This window comes from Priestia sp. YIM B13551 (genome assembly GCF_042787905.1).
In the GTDB taxonomy this organism is placed as follows: domain Bacteria; phylum Bacillota; class Bacilli; order Bacillales; family Bacillaceae_H; genus Priestia.
The window spans coordinates 779,822-796,757 of the sequence record NZ_JBHZOX010000001.1 but is presented as its reverse complement, the minus strand read 5'-3'; the positions used below and the strand labels follow the sequence as shown (position 1 = coordinate 796,757).

Here is a 16,936-nt window from a genome sequence, read left to right as displayed (position 1 = left end):
GCTTTTGAAAGTTTATTATTTAAAAAATGACAGTATAATCATAAGGGCAAAAATAATCGTAAGATGGTTCAATGAGAACACAAACATTAAAGTAGCCCATTTTGTATCTTCTAATTTTTTAAATCCAACAATTCCAAGAAGCATCCACACTAATGTTAAACCGAACATTGTAAATGCGATAATTTTACTAAACGACAAAAATAAGAAAGATGCCGCTAGTAAAATAACTAGGTATACAAGCGTTTGGACTTTGGAACGACGGATACCTTTTACTACAGGAAGCATTGGTACACCTGCGGCTTTATATTCCTCAAGTCTTCTAATCGCAATAGCGTAGAAGTGAGGAGGCTGCCATAAAAACATAAATACAAACAATCCAATTGCTACCGGATGAAATAAGTCTGGTGAAATAGCGGCCCAGCCAATGATTGGAGGCATAGCTCCAGAAATACTTCCGACTTCGGTATTATAAATGGTTGTACGTTTTGTAAGCATAGTGTAAGGCACTACATAAAAGAAAAATCCTAAAATACCCATAATGGCGGCCATGTTAGAAACTAAAAATAAAATACCTACACCGATAACAAATAAAGCCAGTCCTAACCATAGAGCAAATTTAGGGTTGACCGCTCCTGTTACCGTCGGTCTGTCTTTCGTACGTTTCATGATCGCATCAATATCACGGTCATAGAAGTTATTAACTGCCCCAGCTCCTCCTACGACAAAGGATGTCCCAATTAAAGCCAAAATAATGATAGGAATTTGTGTCACAAAGCTTAAGTCATTAACAGCAATTGCGAGACAAAGCCCAGCAACCATTCCTAGTGAGTTCGATTTAATAATCCCAGTTTTTATAATAGCACTGATTACTTCCCGGGAAAAATACTGATTGATAGGAAGTGATTCCTTTGTGATAACTTCGGTATTTTTCACAGCAATTCTCCTTTTTGAGCTTATTCTTGCATGAATAAACCTAATCTTTATTAATCAACTAAACTATTTTAACAAAAAAATATCGTAATTACATCAAGGTTGCTCGTAAAATTTGTTAACATTCCTTGAACTTTTTAAAAAAACAAAGAAAAATGTCGAATTACCAATTAAAAATAAGTACATCCTTTATTATAAGATAAAAATGGAATGCTTAAAAATGAAAATTTTGACTATCTGGTGAACTTTTAACGAGCAAGAAACTCGAACTTAATCGTACCATATTTATTGGTAATTGCAATCACATAGTATGTGATGAAAGAAAAGATGTGGTACATTAAAGAAAGAACTAATAAGTTTATTTACTATGTCTTATTCACAAGGAGGATATATGATGCCAGATAAATATGCTAGCTTCTCTGAACTTGCCTCTTATGAAGTATACAACCAAGACTACAAAATTCAATTTGAAATCAGACCTTCTAACATTATTATGCTTGCGATACACGGCGGAGGTATCGAAACTGGAACATCCGAACTTGCTGTTGGGCTAGCAGGAAACGAATACTCGTACTATATATTTGAAGGGTTAAAGAAAGCAGGAAATGCCGATCTTCATATCACATCCACTCATTTTGATGAACCTCATGCGCTAACTATTATATCGAAAGAAGACTATGTAGTATCTTTTCATGGATACAATGATAAAAGTGAAAAACACACTAAAATCGGCGGTGCTGACAAAGCGTTAAGGTCCAAAGTACATGAAGCGCTTGTTTCCAAAGGTTTTAGTACAGAAATTTTATCAGATCAAGACCCTTTTTCCGGTACAAGCCCTAGAAATATAACCAATAAAACAGCTAGGCGGATGGGTGTGCAAATTGAGATAAGTAAAGCGCAAAGAGAAGCTTTTTTTGCAACTAATACGAGAAATGAACGTAAAAATTCGAAAACCCAGGAATTTTTTGAGTATATATCAGCTATTAGAAGTGCATTTCCTCTTAGATAAATCAGATACGTTTAGTATTTATTAAACAGGTTAGATTTATTACGGACATGTTTGTGGTATACATATAGTAACTACATATACTGGAGGAGATAATCGTGAAAACATTTGACCAAGAAGATACCCTAGAACGTCTTAAAGCCTCTTATCGATATTTAAAAAGCGTAGACGTACGGGGAATCAGCACATTAGATGATCAAAAACGAGCGGAAGCTGTGCAGTTAATCGAAGAGATTGGTCTTAAAATATCAGAAATGCGTGTGAAAGTAGAGTGAGAAAAAAGAGAAAGAAGGACATCTGTCCTTCTTTCTCTTTTTCAACAACTAAAAACAGGAGATTGGCTATGAATGAGCAATATTATGACGCTTTATTAAATATAAAAACAACGGGAGAACAAAAGGGATTCAATGATTCATTTCATTACCACCGTTATGAACCCACGCCTTATAGTGCATTAGAAACACTTTTCACTCAGTATGAGCTAACAAGCAGCGATAGAATTGTCGACTTCGGGTGTGGAAAAGGAAGGCTAAATTTTTATGTGAACTACCTGTGCAATGCCACCGCTGTAGGGGTAGAAATGAATGAACACTTTTATGAGCAGGCCATAGATAACCAGAGGCGCTATTTAAAAAAAGCCAAGGGTCGCAAACATCATATTCATTTTCAGTGTTGTTTAGCCCAGGAATATAAGATTCATCCACTAGACAACTGCTTTTATTTTTTTAATCCTTTTTCAGTTCAAATTTTTATCCAAGTAGTGAACAATATTTTGCTTTCGTGGGAAGAGAATAAGCGCGAGATTGATTTGATTTTATATTATAGTTCGGAGGATTATCTTCATCATCTCGAAAAACACCCTTCTTTCATTTTAAAAGAAGAGGTAATGCTGCCAGAGTTGGATCGTAAAAACCCATATGAACGGTTTTTGATTTATAAAGTAGCTTATTAAGACGACGTATTTACTGTTTGATAAAGCTGTATCGTGCCGGTTCTATTTAACAAGTCAGCAGGAGGTGGAAAAATATCTGCTGCTTTTATTTATAACTTTTTAGAAATTAAAGCATAACACTTTATTATGTAAGCGCTTTCTGTTATAATGAAATTAGGTTGGATAGCATGCGTGGCTATCGGTGTACTCAGCGTAGGCGGGGCTAGTACAGAAAGAGAAGGCTACATACAAGTTAATAAACATTTAGTGGATAGAAATAAGAACTCTCAAAAACAAATTTATTAATTTGTATGCTAAATCGTAAATTAACAAAAACGGCACTTATGATAAGGTTTTAGAGAAAAGAACCCAGCATATACTGTATAAGCAATTTTTTTACTCTAAAAAAGGGTAAAAAAATTGCTTATTTATTTTTAAATAAGTGTACAGCTGTTCAGATTTGTTTTGAGATATCTAGCGTTAGTGTATAATAGTAACAAGTATGAAAAGTTGACATTGTGAATTGATTAAAGGGGATTTAAAAATGAGTGAACTAAAAATAGATGATGTAGCGAAGCAAAGCGGTTTAACAAAACGTACAATTCGTTATTATGAACAAATTGGACTGATGCCAGCACCTCCAAGAAGTGAAGGTGGATTTCGTCTGTACACCGAAGAACATGTAGAATTTTTAAAGAAAATTACGAATGCCAAAGAAGTCATGGGTTTTTCGCTTCAAGAATTACAGGAATTTCTTGCTTTAAGTGATACTCTTGAAATACAAAAGATGGATTATAGGCAAGTGAAAGGAACAAGTCAACAAAAAGAAAAGTTAGAGCAAGTGTTACATACGGTAGAAGAGCAGCTCAAGCTGATTGAACAGAAAAAGAAAAATATCTTAAAAGTAGAGTCTGATCTTCTGTCACTGAGAGATCGTGCTAAGACTGCAATTGTAAAATTTGAGCAGGAAGAATCATAAAAAGCAGGCGCATTCACCAGAAGAGTGCGTCTGCTTTTACGGTTTTTATAGGGCATTCATTTATGATTGTGAAGTGTTTTCTTCTAGCTGTACTCCTAAAAGAAGTAGAATAGCCTGTATCCCATCGGCTTTTCCACTGTGAAAGCTTCTTGTTTCAGCATCCAAAGCTTCATTTACAGATTCCATCATATTTGATTCGTACAAGTCTAAAATCAATTGTTTTCCTTCGGGACTCAAATGCAGCTGCCCGCGTTCCTTCATTTTAAACTTCAACTTCTTCAACTCCCTTTCCCATAATACTATTAGTATACAAAATTAATAACATTTACGTAAACGTTAATTTTTGTATGTGGACAGAAGGAACGTATTGAGTATAGGTACTAAGTGAGGTGAGAGATACTTATTATCCTTTGCTTGTTTTAATGTTTGTCAGCTTATATCCGCAAGCTGAGCATGTATAGATAACGTTTTGATTGGACTGAGCAGTTAAAACGGTAGCAAGCTCTTTTTGAGAATGACAGTTAGGACAAATAACAACAGGTGATTTCATGTGATTTTCTCCTTTTCTTTTTCATAGTCAAATTTTATTTTATGTAAAGTTTAATCAAATATCCTTTGTGCTATCAAAAACGACGGAAGACATGTAAAAAAGCATTCTCGCTCAAAAGAAACGGGAATGCTTAAGGTGAGTTTAAAATCCGTCCTGGCTTGCTGTAAATGGAATGTTAAGTCTTCTTTCTACATTGCGTAAGCGCTGATTTAATCTGTTTATACGATCAGTATGTCGCTCCACAACTCGATTTAAACGAGTAATTTCTCTGACTTGCTCCTCATTTTGTCTCTCAAGGGCACGAATTCTTCGTTCAAATCCTCCAAGATTTTGAAGCTGCTGTCTTTCATCGTATTCTTCATGCTGTGGTACGTAAGGGGGATAGTATTGTTGAACTGAGTAATCAACTTGCTGAGGAATGTATCCAGGGTTGAAATAATAAGGGTTCATTAGGGCATCGCTCCTTTTAAATAGTAATTTCAAATCAAACACGATATAACGTATGCGAAGATAAGAAAAATGCTATAGGCACATACCTAAAGACATTCTGTATTTAAAAAAGGAAAGTATTTTTAAAAGTCAAAAGGAGATAGCCGCTCCTTTCTTGAATATGCAAAATAGAAAAGCTTCTTTTTTAGACACTTTATTTAAGAAAGAGGGAAAGTGACTAATGGCTCAAGGAAAACAAAAACCAGCACCTAAAATAGAAGAATCAAAAGCTCCGCCTGCAAAGAAACAAAAGTCGAAGAGCCGAAGCGCTAAAAAAGCGCAGCCTCCTACATCGCCCTGGGTAAAAGTTGCTTCCATTTTATCTAACATTGATCTCATTCGTTTGTTTCGAGTGCTGTTTCTTGCTGTAGTGGTTGCTTTTATTGTGTATCAATATATTTTACTTACAAAGGGAATCTTCATCAAAACATATGCGGCCCTTTGGCATCATCACAAAATGCTCTTGCTGGCTGGAGCTGCATTCATTACCTATACTTCTTTCATTTTTTACCTTGGTTACCGCACCGCTAAAAAACGGTAGAACTGCTCTAGGGGGCGAATAGCATCTATTCTTTGAGCAAACCTTATATGTATATCAGCATAGAGGGGGGAAGAAACGTGGACAAGCAGCGAGCAAAACAAATTGCTGATTCACCCGTTATGGCTAACGTTACGTATAACGATACGGCCGTTTATATTCAACATGTAAGCGAAGAAAATGATACGGTAAGAATTTATCCGCTAGGTCAGCCAGAAAATGAACAAAATGTTTCCGTGAGCCAATTAGTAGAGAATTAAGGTGGATAAATAGAGCTGGTTTTTCAGTTAAATAAAAGCCAGAGAGCTATGTTTTACTCTCTGGCTTTTATTTATTCTTCCCATTTCTTACTGCTGATCTTTTCAATAATTCCATGCAAATCACCTGGTTTATGAAACTCAATCGGGGAAGCGCCTTTTTCAAACAGAATCGATTCCGCTTCAATTAAAGCCACGTAGCGTCCGTTCACTTTCGCTAAGTGAATATTTTCCCCGAAATCAGCTAACAGCCCTTTAATCTCTGTTTCGCCAAGCTTCATTTTTAGCTCGGCATCAGGCGTATGCTCGACGATATGAGCAGCAGCTTCCATAACTTGATGCGTATCCAAACGTTCTTGAAGCTCACGCTTTTCACTTGTTGCCCACAGTTCCATGTCCGATTCAAACTGTTCAAGTTCTACGCTTTCTGCTTCAAACGTTTCGCTGACCTGTTCACGCACCATATCCATCACTTGTGTTTTCATAATCTCAGGCATCGGCTCGTTGTAGTCAATGAATTTTAAGAAGTCTTCAAAATAACGGGCGTGAGATGCTTGGTGGATGACAAGTTCACTTTCTTCGACCATTCCTTCTTCAGGCATGTAGGGGTATTGAATAGATTTCATGTTTTTAGTAGTAATTGCCATTTCTACGTGACGAATAAGGGTTGATTCATCTGAAATTGAAGCCACTTTTGGTTCGAAATCACATTTTAAAATAAACACAAAAGCATGATCAAAATATTTTCTTGGAACAGCGGATACAACTAAAAATGCTCCTCCTCGAACGGCTGCAGTATCAAGGTATGCATTGATAAACTGTTCGCTATTTTCTTCAAATTCTTCTTTGGTTGTGGCAAAACGAGTGCGGTGAAATAAATTATAATTAGGGTTTGAGTCGAGAGCGTGTCCTGGTTCAACTATAAAATACCCGAGCTTTGTAGGCACTTGTTCTGCTTTGGGGTGTCGTTCTACTTTACGCTTTACAATTTTTTTAAATTCACCGTCTAAAAAATCTTTAATGGAACTTTCTTCATATTCTTCCGTATCAAGCGTTTGAAAATGCTTATATTGTTTAGAGGCCTGTTCTTCTTTTCCTTCTACTTGTATTACGTAAAATGATAAAAAATTAATTTTAAAATCCATAGCAGTCACCTTGTTTCTTTTTAGTCAGTTACTTCAGTATAAGAAAGAGTCCGGTAAGCGTCAATGCCTGTTAGCTTTAGGGGAAGAAGATCTATTTATACAATTGATCTGCTGAGGAATAGTGTATAAAGCAAAGAATAAGAGAGGCAGGGGGCCTCTCTTATTTATACTGCTCCAACCGTTCAAAAAAGGTTTTGACAAACTTATAAAAAATTTTATCAGAAGGTGCTAAATCACGATTTCGAGGAATAATCATCCCGACTGTACGCTGAAGCTGCGGCGTATGAATAGGAAGTTTAGTCGTAAAACGAGGAGTCGTTTCAGACACTGTGCTTTCAGGAAGAAGCGTGACGCCGATTCCTGCGGATACAAGACCTTTAATCGCATCTAAATCTTCTCCTTCAGATGAAATATTGGGCATGAATCCTGCTTGTTTGCAAGCGTCAAAGGCCATTTTATGTAAAATGAATCCTTTTGGAAAGAGCACAAAATCTTCATTTCTTAAATCCCGCAGCCGAATGTTATCCCGTTCAGCGAGCGGATGATGAGAAGGAACAAGGGCTAAAAGATTTTCAGTGAATAAAATATGCCCTTCTATACTCTGGTCCTCTACAGGTACAGGGCCTAAAAAAGCGATATTAATATCTCTTTTTTTAACCGATTCAATTAAAAATTTATACGAACCTTGTCTAAGATGAAAAGCAACATTTGGGTGTTCTTCTTTAAAGGCTGATATAATAGTAGGAAGAAGGTGACTGGCAAGGCTTGTTGGAAATCCGATTTTAATCGTTCCTCTTTCAGGATCCAGGTATTCATCAATTTGTTCTTTCGCATAGTCAATAGCTTTCATAGCCGTCTCCGTATGCTCAAGAAAGACTTTTCCTATTGCTGTTAACTTGACATTTCTTCCTTCGCGTTTGAATAAACTAACACCTAGCTCAGACTCCAGGTTCGCGATTTGACGGCTGATCGCTGATTGAGCTACATGCAGATATTCTGCCGCCTCAGATACGTGTTCTCTTTTTGCAACTTCCATAAAATAGCGTAATTGACGCAGTTCCATAGGCATCCTCCATCTATATATATCAAAATTAGATTAGTTTTATCTAAATTATATATTGTTTATATTGATTTGAAAACTTACAATGTAAACAGGTGATCTTAAAAAGATAAAGAAAACGAACGGGGGAGAAGAAGATGACATACAATCAAATGCCAAAAGCTCAAGGTCTCTACCGTCCTGAATTTGAGCACGATGCATGTGGAATCGGACTATACGCTCAATTGAAAGGCGTAGCGTCACATGATATCGTTAAAAAAGGACTAAATATGCTTTGCCAGCTTGACCATCGAGGCGGACAGGGAAGCGATCCGCTAACAGGAGATGGAGCTGGATTAATGGTACAAATTCCACACGCGTTCTTTAAAAAGACATGCGCTGAATTGAACTTGCCAGAAAAAGGTCGTTATGGAGTTGGAATGATCTTTTTCTCAAATAATGAAGACGAGCGTCGAGAAATCGAAGCTTATATTAATAAATTAATTGAAGAAGAGGGACAAACGTTACTAGGTTGGAGAACTGTACCTGTAAATGTCGGAAAAATCGGAAAAGTCGCAAAAGAAAGCTGTCCGTACGTACGACAAGTATTTATTGGGGCAAATGACAGTATTCAAGATGACTTAGCGTTTGAACGCAAGCTATATGTTATTCGTAAGCAAGCGGAAAATTGGGCGCAGGCGCGTCAAAACCGTTTTTATTTTACGAGTCTTTCAAGTAGAACAATTGTGTACAAAGGGTTATTAACGCCTGAGCAAGTTGATGCTTTTTATCTTGACCTACAAGATGAAGACTTTACTTCAGCGTTTGCTTTAGTGCATTCTCGCTTTAGCACAAACACGTTCCCAAGCTGGGAAAGAGCACATCCAAACCGTTATTTAATTCATAACGGTGAAATCAATACGCTTCGCGGTAATCAAAACTGGATGAGAGCACGTGAACAGCAGTTTGTTTCGGACGCATTCGGTAAGGATTTGCCGAAGGTTCTTCCAATTTTAGATGCTGAAGGAAGCGACTCATCCATGTTAGATAATGCGCTAGAGTTCTTTGTATTGGCCGGCCGCAAGCCAGCGCATGCAGCGATGATGCTTATTCCAGAGCCTTGGTCTGAGAATCCGCACATGTCAAAAGAAAAACGTGCTTTCTATGAGTATCATAGCGCATTAATGGAGCCATGGGATGGTCCGACTGCTATTTCGTTTACGGATGGAAAGCAAATCGGTGCTATTCTAGACCGTAACGGTTTACGTCCAGCTCGCTATTATGTTACAAAAGATGATTACATCATACTTTCATCAGAAGTAGGCGTCATTGATGTTGAAGATGAAAATGTATTATATAAAGATCGTTTAAGCCCAGGTAAAATGCTTCTAATCGATTTAGAGGAGGGCCGAATTATTTCAGACGAAGAAATTAAATCTGAAATGGCACAGGCTGAGCCTTATCAAGAGTGGTTAGATGAACAGCTGGTAATGTTGCCAGAAGTGCAAGAAGAAAAATCTGAATACTTCGATGATTTGGTCATTCGCCAGAAGTCATTTGGCTACACGTATGAAGATATTCATAAATATTTAGTTCCAGTTATTACAGAAGGAAAAGATCCGCTTGGTTCAATGGGGAACGATACTCCATTAGCCGTGTTGTCTGATCGTCCTCAATCGCTGTTCAATTACTTTAAGCAGCTATTTGCTCAAGTAACGAATCCACCGATTGATGCTATTCGTGAACAGTTGGTTACATCGACAATGACATTGCTTGGTGCAGAAGGGAATTTACTGCATCCAACCAAAGAAAACATTCATCGAATTCAGCTTGAGACGCCGGTTTTAACAAACGATCAAACTGATCAGCTGAAGTCTGCCATTCATCCAGATTTCAAAAGTGCCGTTATATCTGCTGTATTTACAAATGATTTAAAAGCAGATCTTGATCGCGTATTTGCTGAAGCTGAAGCGGCAATTAACGCAGGTGCTAGCATTCTTGTTCTGACAGACCGTGAAGCGGGAGCTCAATCCGTAGCTATTCCAGCTTTATTAGCGGTCAGCGGGCTGCACCAGCACCTAGTGCGAAAAGGAAACCGTACAAAGGCGAGCATTGTAGTGGAAACGGGAGAAGCGCGTGAAGTGCATCATTTTGCAGCGCTGATTGGTTACGGCGCAGACGCAATTAATCCATATCTTACTTTTGCAACATATCAAAATGAAATTAACGCAGGTACGTTGAACGTATCGTATGATTATGCTGTTGAGAAATATGTAAAAGCCGTTACTGAAGGTGTCGTAAAAGTAATGTCTAAAATGGGTATTTCAACGGTGCAAAGTTATCGGGGCGCACAAATTTTTGAAGCAGTTGGAATCAGTGCAGAGGTTATCGAGCAATATTTTACAGGTACTGCCTCGCAGCTTGGCGGTATCGGTTTAGATGTTATTGCAAAAGAAGCAAAAACGCGTCATGACAATGCTTATGTTGAAACAATTGAGCAAACGTTAGAATCAGGAAGTGACTTCCAGTGGAGACACACGGGCGAGCATCATGCGTTTAATCCAAAAACAATTCACACGCTGCAGTGGGCTTGCCGTAAGGGAGATTACAGCTTATTTAAAAAATTCTCTGAATCGGCTAATGAAGAACGCATCGGTTTCTTGCGCAATCTGTTCTCGTTTAATGGATCGCGTTCATCTATCTCCATTGATGAAGTAGAATCAGTTGATTCGATTGTAAAACGTTTTAAATCAGGTGCTATGTCGTTTGGATCTTTAAGTCAAGAAGCTCATGAAACATTAGCGATTGCGATGAACCGTTTAGGGGCACGCAGCAACAGTGGAGAAGGTGGCGAGCATCCTAGCCGCTACACTCTGGATGAGAATGGAGATAATCGCCGCAGTGCGATTAAACAAATCGCTTCTGGGCGTTTTGGGGTGAAAAGTCACTACCTTGTGAATGCGGATGAGCTTCAAATTAAAATGGCACAAGGTGCAAAACCTGGAGAAGGCGGTCAGCTTCCAGGAAACAAAGTATATCCATGGGTGGCAGATGTGCGTGGATCAACGCCAGGAGTAGGCTTAATTTCACCTCCTCCACACCACGATATTTATTCGATTGAAGATTTAGCGCAGCTTATTCATGACTTGAAAAATATAAACCGTGATGCACGAATCAGCGTCAAGCTCGTTTCAAAAGCAGGTGTAGGAACGATTGCTGCCGGAGTAGCAAAAGGAGTAGCGGATGTTATTGTCATTAGCGGTTACGACGGAGGTACGGGAGCATCTCCAAAAACAAGTATTAAACATACTGGACTACCGTGGGAACTTGGCTTATCAGAAGCTCATCAAACGCTTATGTTAAACGGTCTTCGTGAAAAAGTAGTGCTTGAAACAGACGGGAAATTAATGACGGGTAAAGATGTAGTCATGGCAGCACTTCTAGGAGCAGAAGAGTTTGGTTTTGCTACGGCGCCTTTAATTGTTTTAGGCTGTATCATGATGCGTGCGTGTCACTTAGATACATGCCCAGTTGGAGTGGCAACGCAAAATCCAGAGCTTCGTAAAAAGTTCCTGGGAGAAGCGGACCACATCGTTAACTATATGAAATTTGTTGCACAAGAAGTGCGCGAAATTATGGCTGAACTTGGATTTAAAACAGTGGATGAAATGGTTGGACGTACAGACGTATTAAGCGTTAGCGAACGTGCAAAAAATCACTGGAAGGCTCAGCACTTAGACTTAACAACTCTTTTATATCAAGCTGAAGGTGTACGTACCTTTAAAACACCTCAAAATCATAAAATTGACGAATCTCTTGATATGCAAAAGATTTTGCCTGCGGTACAGCAAGCAATCGAGCATAAGTATCAAGTCGAGTTAGAACTTCCAATTTCTAATATTAACCGTGTAGCTGGAACAATTGTGGGAAGTGAAGTTACAAAACGTTACGGTGAGAAAGGTTTGCCAGAAGATACGATTACTCTTCGATTCACTGGCTCTGCAGGACAAAGTTTTGGTGCGTTTGTTCCAAAAGGAATGTCTATGTATCTAACTGGAGATGCAAATGATTATATCGGAAAAGGTTTATCAGGAGGTAAAATCATTGTTGCTCCACCTAAGGAAACAACAGCTGTGTCAGGTGAGAATGTTATCGTCGGGAACGTTGCATTTTACGGTGCAACAAGCGGTGAAGCCTATGTTAGCGGGCTAGCAGGGGAACGTTTTGCAGTTCGTAACAGCGGTGTGAACGTAGTGGTTGAAGGAATTGGCGATCATGGCTGTGAATATATGACTGGCGGACGTGTTGTCGTATTAGGCGATGTAGGTAAAAACTTTGGTGCAGGAATGTCAGGCGGTATTGCTTACGTATTTGCTGATGATCAAGAAGCTTTCAAAAACCTTTGTAATAAAGACATGATTGGGTTTGAGGGCTTAAAAGGCGAAGAAGCAGAAGAAGTAAAAGAGATGGTTTCAAATCATCTGAAATATACGAACAGTCATAAAGCAGCATTTGTCTTGGAAAATTGGGAACAATCACTTTCAAAATTTGTAAAAGTGATTCCGAATGATTATAAACGCATGATGAATCGAATTGAAGAGCAAAAAGCAGCTGGACTAACGGAAGAAGAAGCAGCTATGAGTGCGTTTGAGGAAAATGCAAAACAAGAAAAGAAAGCATCGGCAAAACAACAAGAAGCGGTAGCTCAGTAAGAAAGGGGAGAGTACGATGGGAAAACCAACAGGATTTATGGAAATCAAACGTGAAAAAGGGAAGGAACGTGACCCGTTAAAACGTTTAGGTGATTGGAAAGAGTATGCTGCTCCTTTATCTGATGAAGCGCTAAGCCGTCAAGGGGCACGATGTATGGATTGTGGCACACCTTTTTGCCACATGGGAATGGATATTAATGCTTTTACTTCTGGATGTCCAATCTATAACTTAATTCCAGAGTGGAATGATTTAGTTTATAAAGGACGCTGGAAAGAAGCTTTAGAGCGTTTAATGAAAACGAACAACTTCCCGGAGTTTACAGGACGAGTTTGTCCTGCTCCGTGTGAAGGTTCCTGTACGCTTGCTATTTCAGATCCAGCGGTTTCGATTAAGAATATCGAACGCGCTATTATTGATAAAGGCTTTGAGAATGGGTGGATTACTCCGCGTATTCCGGAGAAGAGAACAGGCAAAAAAATTGCTGTTATTGGCTCTGGGCCAGCAGGCTTAGCAAGCGCAGATCAGCTGAACCAAGCGGGTCATTCAGTAACGGTATATGAAAGAGCAGATCGTGCTGGCGGTTTATTAACATATGGAATCCCAAATATGAAGCTAGATAAAGAAGTAGTGGAAAGACGTGTTCGCTTATTGACGCAAGAAGGTATTGATTTTATAACGAATACGGAAGTTGGAAAAGACATTACTGCTGAAGAGTTAAAAGAACAATATGATGCTGTAATTTTGTGTACAGGAGCTCAGAAGCAAAGAGATCTAGTATTAGAAGGTCGTGAAGCAAAAGGAGTTCACTTTGCAATGGACTACTTAACAACTTCAACAAAAAGCCTTTTAGACTCTAACTTTAAAGATGGTCAATTTATTGATGCTGAAGGAAAAGACGTTATTGTTATTGGAGGCGGAGACACGGGAGCTGACTGTGTAGCTACTGCTCTTCGTCAAAAATGCCGCAGCGTTGTTCAGTTTGGTAAACATCCTCAGCTTCCTGCTGAGCGTACGGCAGATAATATGTGGCCTGAATATCCACATGTATTTAATCTTGAATATGCTTATGAAGAAGCACAGGCAAAATTTGGGGACGATCCACGTGAATATTCAATTCAAACGAAAAAAATCGTGGCAGATGAGCAAGGCAATCTAAAGGAACTTCATACAGTTCAAATGGAAAAAGTAAAAGGTGAAAATGGACAGTACATCTTTACCGAAATTCCAGGAACAGAAAAAGTATGGCCAGCTCAGCTTGTCTTTATTGCGATTGGGTTTGAAGGTCCAGAGCATCCGGTTCTATCAGCGTTTGGTGTTGAAACGAAAAATCGTCGCGTAGATGCAGCGTATGGAAATTACAAAACAAATGTTGAAGGTGTTTTTGCTGCTGGTGACGCTCGTCGTGGGCAAAGTTTAATCGTATGGGCTATTCATGAAGGTCGTGAAGTAGCTAAACAAGTTGATAGCCATCTAATGGGAGCAACTGTATTACCATAACAAAAAACCGTCACAATTGTGGCGGTTTTTTGTTTATCTAGGATTTGGTACTTCATTTCCTCTACGTAAATTTTCAAATGAAACGGTTAAAATCGTGTTGGTAATTCGAACTTGTGAAGCAGGGGAAACGCTGTATAAGTTAAAAAGTTCAAATATCCAGGGGTCACGTTTTTTCAGCTGTCGCGCGGCTTTTTCGACGCGTTCGTTAATAGATCCGCTGTAATTGTTATAGTTATCATCAACAAATCTTACAATGGAACGAAATAAGTATTCTGTTAGTTTGCTATCCATCCCGCCTCGTTGAGCATCTCTGTAGATAGACTGATACTGGCGTTTTAAAATTTTCATCACTCTGTCTACATTGCGTGTAGATCTAACTTCCTCTTCCTCATGCAGGATATAAGAAAATAAGTCTTCATTGTATCTATAAGGTTCTAAATAATTTTCATTCGTAGTAGGAACCACTGGATGGTAATAGCGCGGCATATAGGGGTAAACCCATTGACTGTACATGAAACATTCACACCTTCCTCGTTCATTTCCCATTAGTTTATGCACTAGCGTGCTAGCTGCTGCATGTTTGTTTTAAATAAAATTTAGGAGTTTGATAATAGGACCACCCTCTAAATTCTTGATAAGTCGATACAAAATAAATGTAAATCGGTGTATTTAGCAAGTCTGGATAATGTTGAAAAAACGCTTGGTCTCCGTAAAACATTGCTTCTAAAGCAAGGGGGAGTTCACGACGGAAAATCTGATAACGAAGCTGTGCTTGCTCGCGGCTGAACTCGCCTCCGCTAACAAAAACTTCGCCTTGAATAACTGCCTGTCGATCTGTTACGTGAAGAGCAGCCAGTACTTCATCACGCATATTTTTATCTATCTCCTTGTTGTTATATGAGCATCCGATGCTTAAAAAAAGCTGACCGGTTGTATCAGAATGAGTAAGAGTATATTTTCTTCCGGAAACCGGATAGGAGGAAGTAGCAGAGGGAATAAGAGTCGTAGAAAGTTTTGAAGAATTAAACGAACTCATAGTCATTGACACTCCTTTTTTTGAATAAATTTCAATATTATACGGCGCTATGGGCTCAGTTGTGATAAATGTCTACTTTCTTTCTGTAAGAAAGGCGTTTTAATGTACTTTTTGAGAAATGGATGGTAATATTTAACTAAAATTATGCGTGTACAGTCCCCAAGAGTGTCTTCAAAAGCAAATATGAATGGAGGTTATCACTTGAATATCACAACGTTTGACGGTAGGTATGGAAACTGGCTAACGACTAAAAACCCTCTTCAATTTCAAGCAGCGACTGCCTATGGGAACATCGGGCTGGCTCCTATCTATTGGGGAACAAAAGAAGAAAAAAATGGATGGTATTACATGTATCAGCCTGAAGAAATAACGGGTGTTCAAGTAGAAGGTGAAGTTGATGGTGGTAAGTTTCTCATTCGAATTCCTGATGACTGGGATGGAAAGTTAGTTATGTCAGGAGTTCCAGCTACCAGGGATGAGAAATCAACGGATTTACTGTTCAGCGACTATGTGTTGGCAAAAGGGTTTGCGTTTGCTGCTTCTGATAAAGGAACTCAGGGAGAAGAAGTGCGAGATGATCCATTTGCTAAAGCAAAGAACGCTCTAGTCAAAGAAGAAGACTCCATTAGAAAATGGCATATTCAATACCGAGAAGTGACAAAAATAGCTCAGAGATTTTTGTTTGAAAATTATCGTCACAAACTTCAAAAAGAAGTGACAGAATATTTTGATATAAAAACGTATGCGTTAGGTATTTCTAACGGGGGTTATGTTGTTCGTTATGCTTTAGAAAACGATGGAAAAAATGGAGAGCCTCAGCTTTTTAATGGGGGTGTTGAATGGGAAGGGGTTATGTGGCGAGCTGATCACGATAACTTAATTACTTCCTTAACACCTGTTGTAAATCATGCCGAAGAAGCACTGTACACGGTAGGTGAATCGCAAAAAGAAGCTTTGCACCGTTTGTATCAGGCAGGGTTGCCAAAAGGATCTGAGTTTTTATGGCCATATCATGACCAGTATTATTGGTTTTTAACGCTTAATATATATAGAGATGAGTTTGACAGTCAAGCACCTGGAAGCATTCCATGGCAAAAATACTTGACGCTTTTTGAAAATGGAGTTAGAGATCGTTCGTTAGATTCTATTTTTGAAAAGTATGATTATCAAGAAAGACCCCAAGATGTAAAGCGAAGAGTTCGTGAAATTGAAAATACAGGTGATATTTCCGTTCCGTTGATAAGCATTACAGGGTCGTTAGATGCTCTTATTTTTCCGGATATTCATGCTTATCCTTATGAACAACTGGTAAAAGATTCTGGTAAGCAGCACCTTCATCGTCACTATGTAGTTGAAAATGGAAACCACATTGATAGCTTAGTATGGAATCATCAAATTGACCCAGATCGAAAGCTTCAGCCTCTCCTGCCTTATGTGTATCAAGGATTTGAATTGCTATGTGATTGGGTGGAGAATTTTGAAGAACCTCCGAAAAATAAGAAAATAAGTGCGCCTCTCAAGGAAATGCATGTAAAGGATCTAAAAACAGAGGAAGACGTGCTGCCGTTGACTACAAAGAAAAGCATATCAACAGAAAAATAAATCGCCGAAAACCGTGCCGAAGGTGCGGTTTTTAATTTGGAAAAGCAACGTTTGAATAAAAACAGCTTTGGTGAATACAAAATATTATAGTACGATAAGAATGGAATATACGTTATTTGTTATTTATTTTTATCTATTTAAAATAAAAATAATAAAAACATTGAACAAAACCGAACTTTTGTGTTAGATTAATAACTATAATTCGTACATTTATTAAATGGCTA

At 38.5% G+C, this 16,936-nt stretch carries 18 protein-coding genes; 10 read left to right on the top strand and 8 right to left on the bottom strand.

Annotated elements, in window-relative coordinates; all coding sequences use genetic code 11:
• Positions 1 to 15 precede the first annotated feature (15 nt).
• Entirely contained in the window at positions 16 to 933 is a 918-nt protein-coding gene (gene cyoE, locus ACFX4N_RS04130; protein ID WP_013056789.1) for a heme o synthase, read from the bottom strand.
• Positions 934 to 1,324: 391 nt separating this feature from the next.
• Here cyoE and ACFX4N_RS04125 point away from each other — a divergent pair, with 391 nt between their 5' ends.
• The 5 genes from ACFX4N_RS04125 to ACFX4N_RS04105 all read left to right on the top strand — a co-directional run bounded on the left by ACFX4N_RS04125 (position 1,325) and on the right by ACFX4N_RS04105 (position 3,846).
• Positions 1,325 to 1,939 carry a poly-gamma-glutamate hydrolase family protein gene (locus ACFX4N_RS04125; protein WP_029321439.1) on the top strand — a complete coding sequence of 205 codons (615 nt, stop codon included), beginning with the start codon at positions 1,325 to 1,327 and terminating at the stop codon, positions 1,937 to 1,939.
• Positions 1,940 to 2,034: 95 nt separating this feature from the next.
• On the top strand, positions 2,035 to 2,211 hold the full coding sequence (locus ACFX4N_RS04120; protein WP_013056791.1) for a hypothetical protein: 177 nt from the start codon (positions 2,035 to 2,037) through the stop codon (positions 2,209 to 2,211).
• Positions 2,212 to 2,279: 68 nt separating this feature from the next.
• Positions 2,280 to 2,888 (top strand): methyltransferase, encoded by a 609-nt coding sequence (locus ACFX4N_RS04115; protein ID WP_013056792.1) that lies wholly within the window; start codon positions 2,280 to 2,282, stop codon positions 2,886 to 2,888.
• 147 nt (positions 2,889 to 3,035) lie between these two features.
• Positions 3,036 to 3,173: a hypothetical protein gene (locus ACFX4N_RS04110; RefSeq protein ID WP_377260879.1), complete on the top strand. Its 138-nt coding sequence runs from the start codon at positions 3,036 to 3,038 to the stop codon at positions 3,171 to 3,173.
• Positions 3,174 to 3,411: 238 nt separating this feature from the next.
• A complete protein-coding gene (locus tag ACFX4N_RS04105; protein WP_013056794.1) occupies positions 3,412 to 3,846 on the top strand; it encodes a MerR family transcriptional regulator in 435 nt (144 codons plus the stop codon).
• Positions 3,847 to 3,906: 60 nt separating this feature from the next.
• Here ACFX4N_RS04105 and ACFX4N_RS04100 read toward each other — a convergent pair whose 3' ends face one another.
• The 3 genes from ACFX4N_RS04100 to ACFX4N_RS04090 form a co-directional block, all read right to left on the bottom strand.
• Entirely contained in the window at positions 3,907 to 4,119 is a 213-nt protein-coding gene (locus ACFX4N_RS04100; protein ID WP_013056795.1) for a hypothetical protein, read from the bottom strand.
• A 130-nt stretch (positions 4,120 to 4,249) separates the two neighbouring features.
• Positions 4,250 to 4,396, bottom strand: a complete 147-nt coding sequence (locus ACFX4N_RS04095) for a hypothetical protein (RefSeq protein ID WP_013056796.1) — start codon at positions 4,394 to 4,396, stop codon at positions 4,250 to 4,252.
• Positions 4,397 to 4,537: 141 nt separating this feature from the next.
• Entirely contained in the window at positions 4,538 to 4,846 is a 309-nt protein-coding gene (locus ACFX4N_RS04090; protein ID WP_013056797.1) for a flagellar hook-associated protein FlgK, read from the bottom strand.
• Positions 4,847 to 5,066: 220 nt separating this feature from the next.
• Here ACFX4N_RS04090 and ACFX4N_RS04085 point away from each other — a divergent pair, with 220 nt between their 5' ends.
• Both ACFX4N_RS04085 and ACFX4N_RS04080 read left to right on the top strand, forming a co-directional pair.
• Positions 5,067 to 5,426 carry a hypothetical protein gene (locus ACFX4N_RS04085; RefSeq protein ID WP_377260876.1) on the top strand — a complete coding sequence of 120 codons (360 nt, stop codon included), beginning with the start codon at positions 5,067 to 5,069 and terminating at the stop codon, positions 5,424 to 5,426.
• Positions 5,427 to 5,503: 77 nt separating this feature from the next.
• The gene (locus ACFX4N_RS04080; RefSeq protein WP_013056799.1) at positions 5,504 to 5,683 is read left to right on the top strand and encodes an H-type small acid-soluble spore protein; all 180 of its coding nucleotides are present in this window, start codon (positions 5,504 to 5,506) and stop codon (positions 5,681 to 5,683) included.
• Positions 5,684 to 5,754: 71 nt separating this feature from the next.
• On the opposite strand, the gene ACFX4N_RS04075 is transcribed toward ACFX4N_RS04080, so the two are convergent.
• Positions 5,755 to 6,825: a DUF3900 domain-containing protein gene (locus ACFX4N_RS04075; RefSeq protein ID WP_057273078.1), complete on the bottom strand. Its 1,071-nt coding sequence runs from the start codon at positions 6,823 to 6,825 to the stop codon at positions 5,755 to 5,757.
• Between the two features lie 160 nt (positions 6,826 to 6,985).
• A complete protein-coding gene (gltC, locus tag ACFX4N_RS04070) occupies positions 6,986 to 7,888 on the bottom strand; it encodes a glutamate biosynthesis transcriptional regulator GltC (RefSeq protein ID WP_013056801.1) in 903 nt (300 codons plus the stop codon).
• Between the two features lie 134 nt (positions 7,889 to 8,022).
• Between gltC and gltB the strand changes: the two genes are divergently transcribed.
• Together gltB and gltD are read left to right on the top strand one after the other, a co-directional pair.
• Positions 8,023 to 12,576, top strand: a complete 4,554-nt coding sequence (gltB, locus tag ACFX4N_RS04065) for a glutamate synthase large subunit (RefSeq protein WP_192100468.1) — start codon at positions 8,023 to 8,025, stop codon at positions 12,574 to 12,576.
• Positions 12,577 to 12,592: 16 nt separating this feature from the next.
• Positions 12,593 to 14,074 (top strand): glutamate synthase small subunit, encoded by a 1,482-nt coding sequence (gltD, locus tag ACFX4N_RS04060; protein WP_057273080.1) that lies wholly within the window; start codon positions 12,593 to 12,595, stop codon positions 14,072 to 14,074.
• Between the two features lie 33 nt (positions 14,075 to 14,107).
• On the opposite strand, the gene ACFX4N_RS04055 is transcribed toward gltD, so the two are convergent.
• On the bottom strand, positions 14,108 to 14,587 hold the full coding sequence (locus ACFX4N_RS04055) for a hypothetical protein (RefSeq protein ID WP_041816545.1): 480 nt from the start codon (positions 14,585 to 14,587) through the stop codon (positions 14,108 to 14,110).
• A gap of 52 nt (positions 14,588 to 14,639) precedes the next feature.
• Complete coding sequence (locus tag ACFX4N_RS04050; protein WP_192100467.1) at positions 14,640 to 15,110, bottom strand: staygreen family protein; 471 nt, start codon at positions 15,108 to 15,110, stop codon at positions 14,640 to 14,642.
• A gap of 201 nt (positions 15,111 to 15,311) precedes the next feature.
• On the opposite strand from ACFX4N_RS04050, the gene ACFX4N_RS04045 reads away from it, so the two are divergent.
• Entirely contained in the window at positions 15,312 to 16,712 is a 1,401-nt protein-coding gene (locus ACFX4N_RS04045) for an alpha/beta hydrolase (protein ID WP_192100466.1), read from the top strand.
• Positions 16,713 to 16,936: the final 224 nt, after the last annotated feature.

Bases quoted from the DNA above. Each gene is read 5' to 3' on its own strand.
- ACFX4N_RS04125 (WP_029321439.1), top strand. From the start codon at position 1,325: ATGCCAGATAAATATGCTAGCTTCTCTGAACTTGCCTCTTATGAAGTA.
- ACFX4N_RS04115 (WP_013056792.1), top strand. From the start codon at position 2,280: ATGAATGAGCAATATTATGACGCTTTATTAAATATAAAAACAACGGGA.
- ACFX4N_RS04110 (WP_377260879.1), top strand. From the start codon at position 3,036: ATGAAATTAGGTTGGATAGCATGCGTGGCTATCGGTGTACTCAGCGTA.
- ACFX4N_RS04105 (WP_013056794.1), top strand. From the start codon at position 3,412: ATGAGTGAACTAAAAATAGATGATGTAGCGAAGCAAAGCGGTTTAACA.
- ACFX4N_RS04095 (WP_013056796.1), bottom strand. From the start codon at position 4,396: ATGAAATCACCTGTTGTTATTTGTCCTAACTGTCATTCTCAAAAAGAG.
- ACFX4N_RS04090 (WP_013056797.1), bottom strand. From the start codon at position 4,846: ATGAACCCTTATTATTTCAACCCTGGATACATTCCTCAGCAAGTTGAT.
- ACFX4N_RS04085 (WP_377260876.1), top strand. From the start codon at position 5,067: ATGGCTCAAGGAAAACAAAAACCAGCACCTAAAATAGAAGAATCAAAA.
- ACFX4N_RS04075 (WP_057273078.1), bottom strand. From the start codon at position 6,825: ATGGATTTTAAAATTAATTTTTTATCATTTTACGTAATACAAGTAGAA.
- gltC (WP_013056801.1), bottom strand. From the start codon at position 7,888: ATGGAACTGCGTCAATTACGCTATTTTATGGAAGTTGCAAAAAGAGAA.
- gltB (WP_192100468.1), top strand. From the start codon at position 8,023: ATGACATACAATCAAATGCCAAAAGCTCAAGGTCTCTACCGTCCTGAA.
- gltD (WP_057273080.1), top strand. From the start codon at position 12,593: ATGGGAAAACCAACAGGATTTATGGAAATCAAACGTGAAAAAGGGAAG.
- ACFX4N_RS04055 (WP_041816545.1), bottom strand. From the start codon at position 14,587: ATGTACAGTCAATGGGTTTACCCCTATATGCCGCGCTATTACCATCCA.
- ACFX4N_RS04050 (WP_192100467.1), bottom strand. From the start codon at position 15,110: ATGAGTTCGTTTAATTCTTCAAAACTTTCTACGACTCTTATTCCCTCT.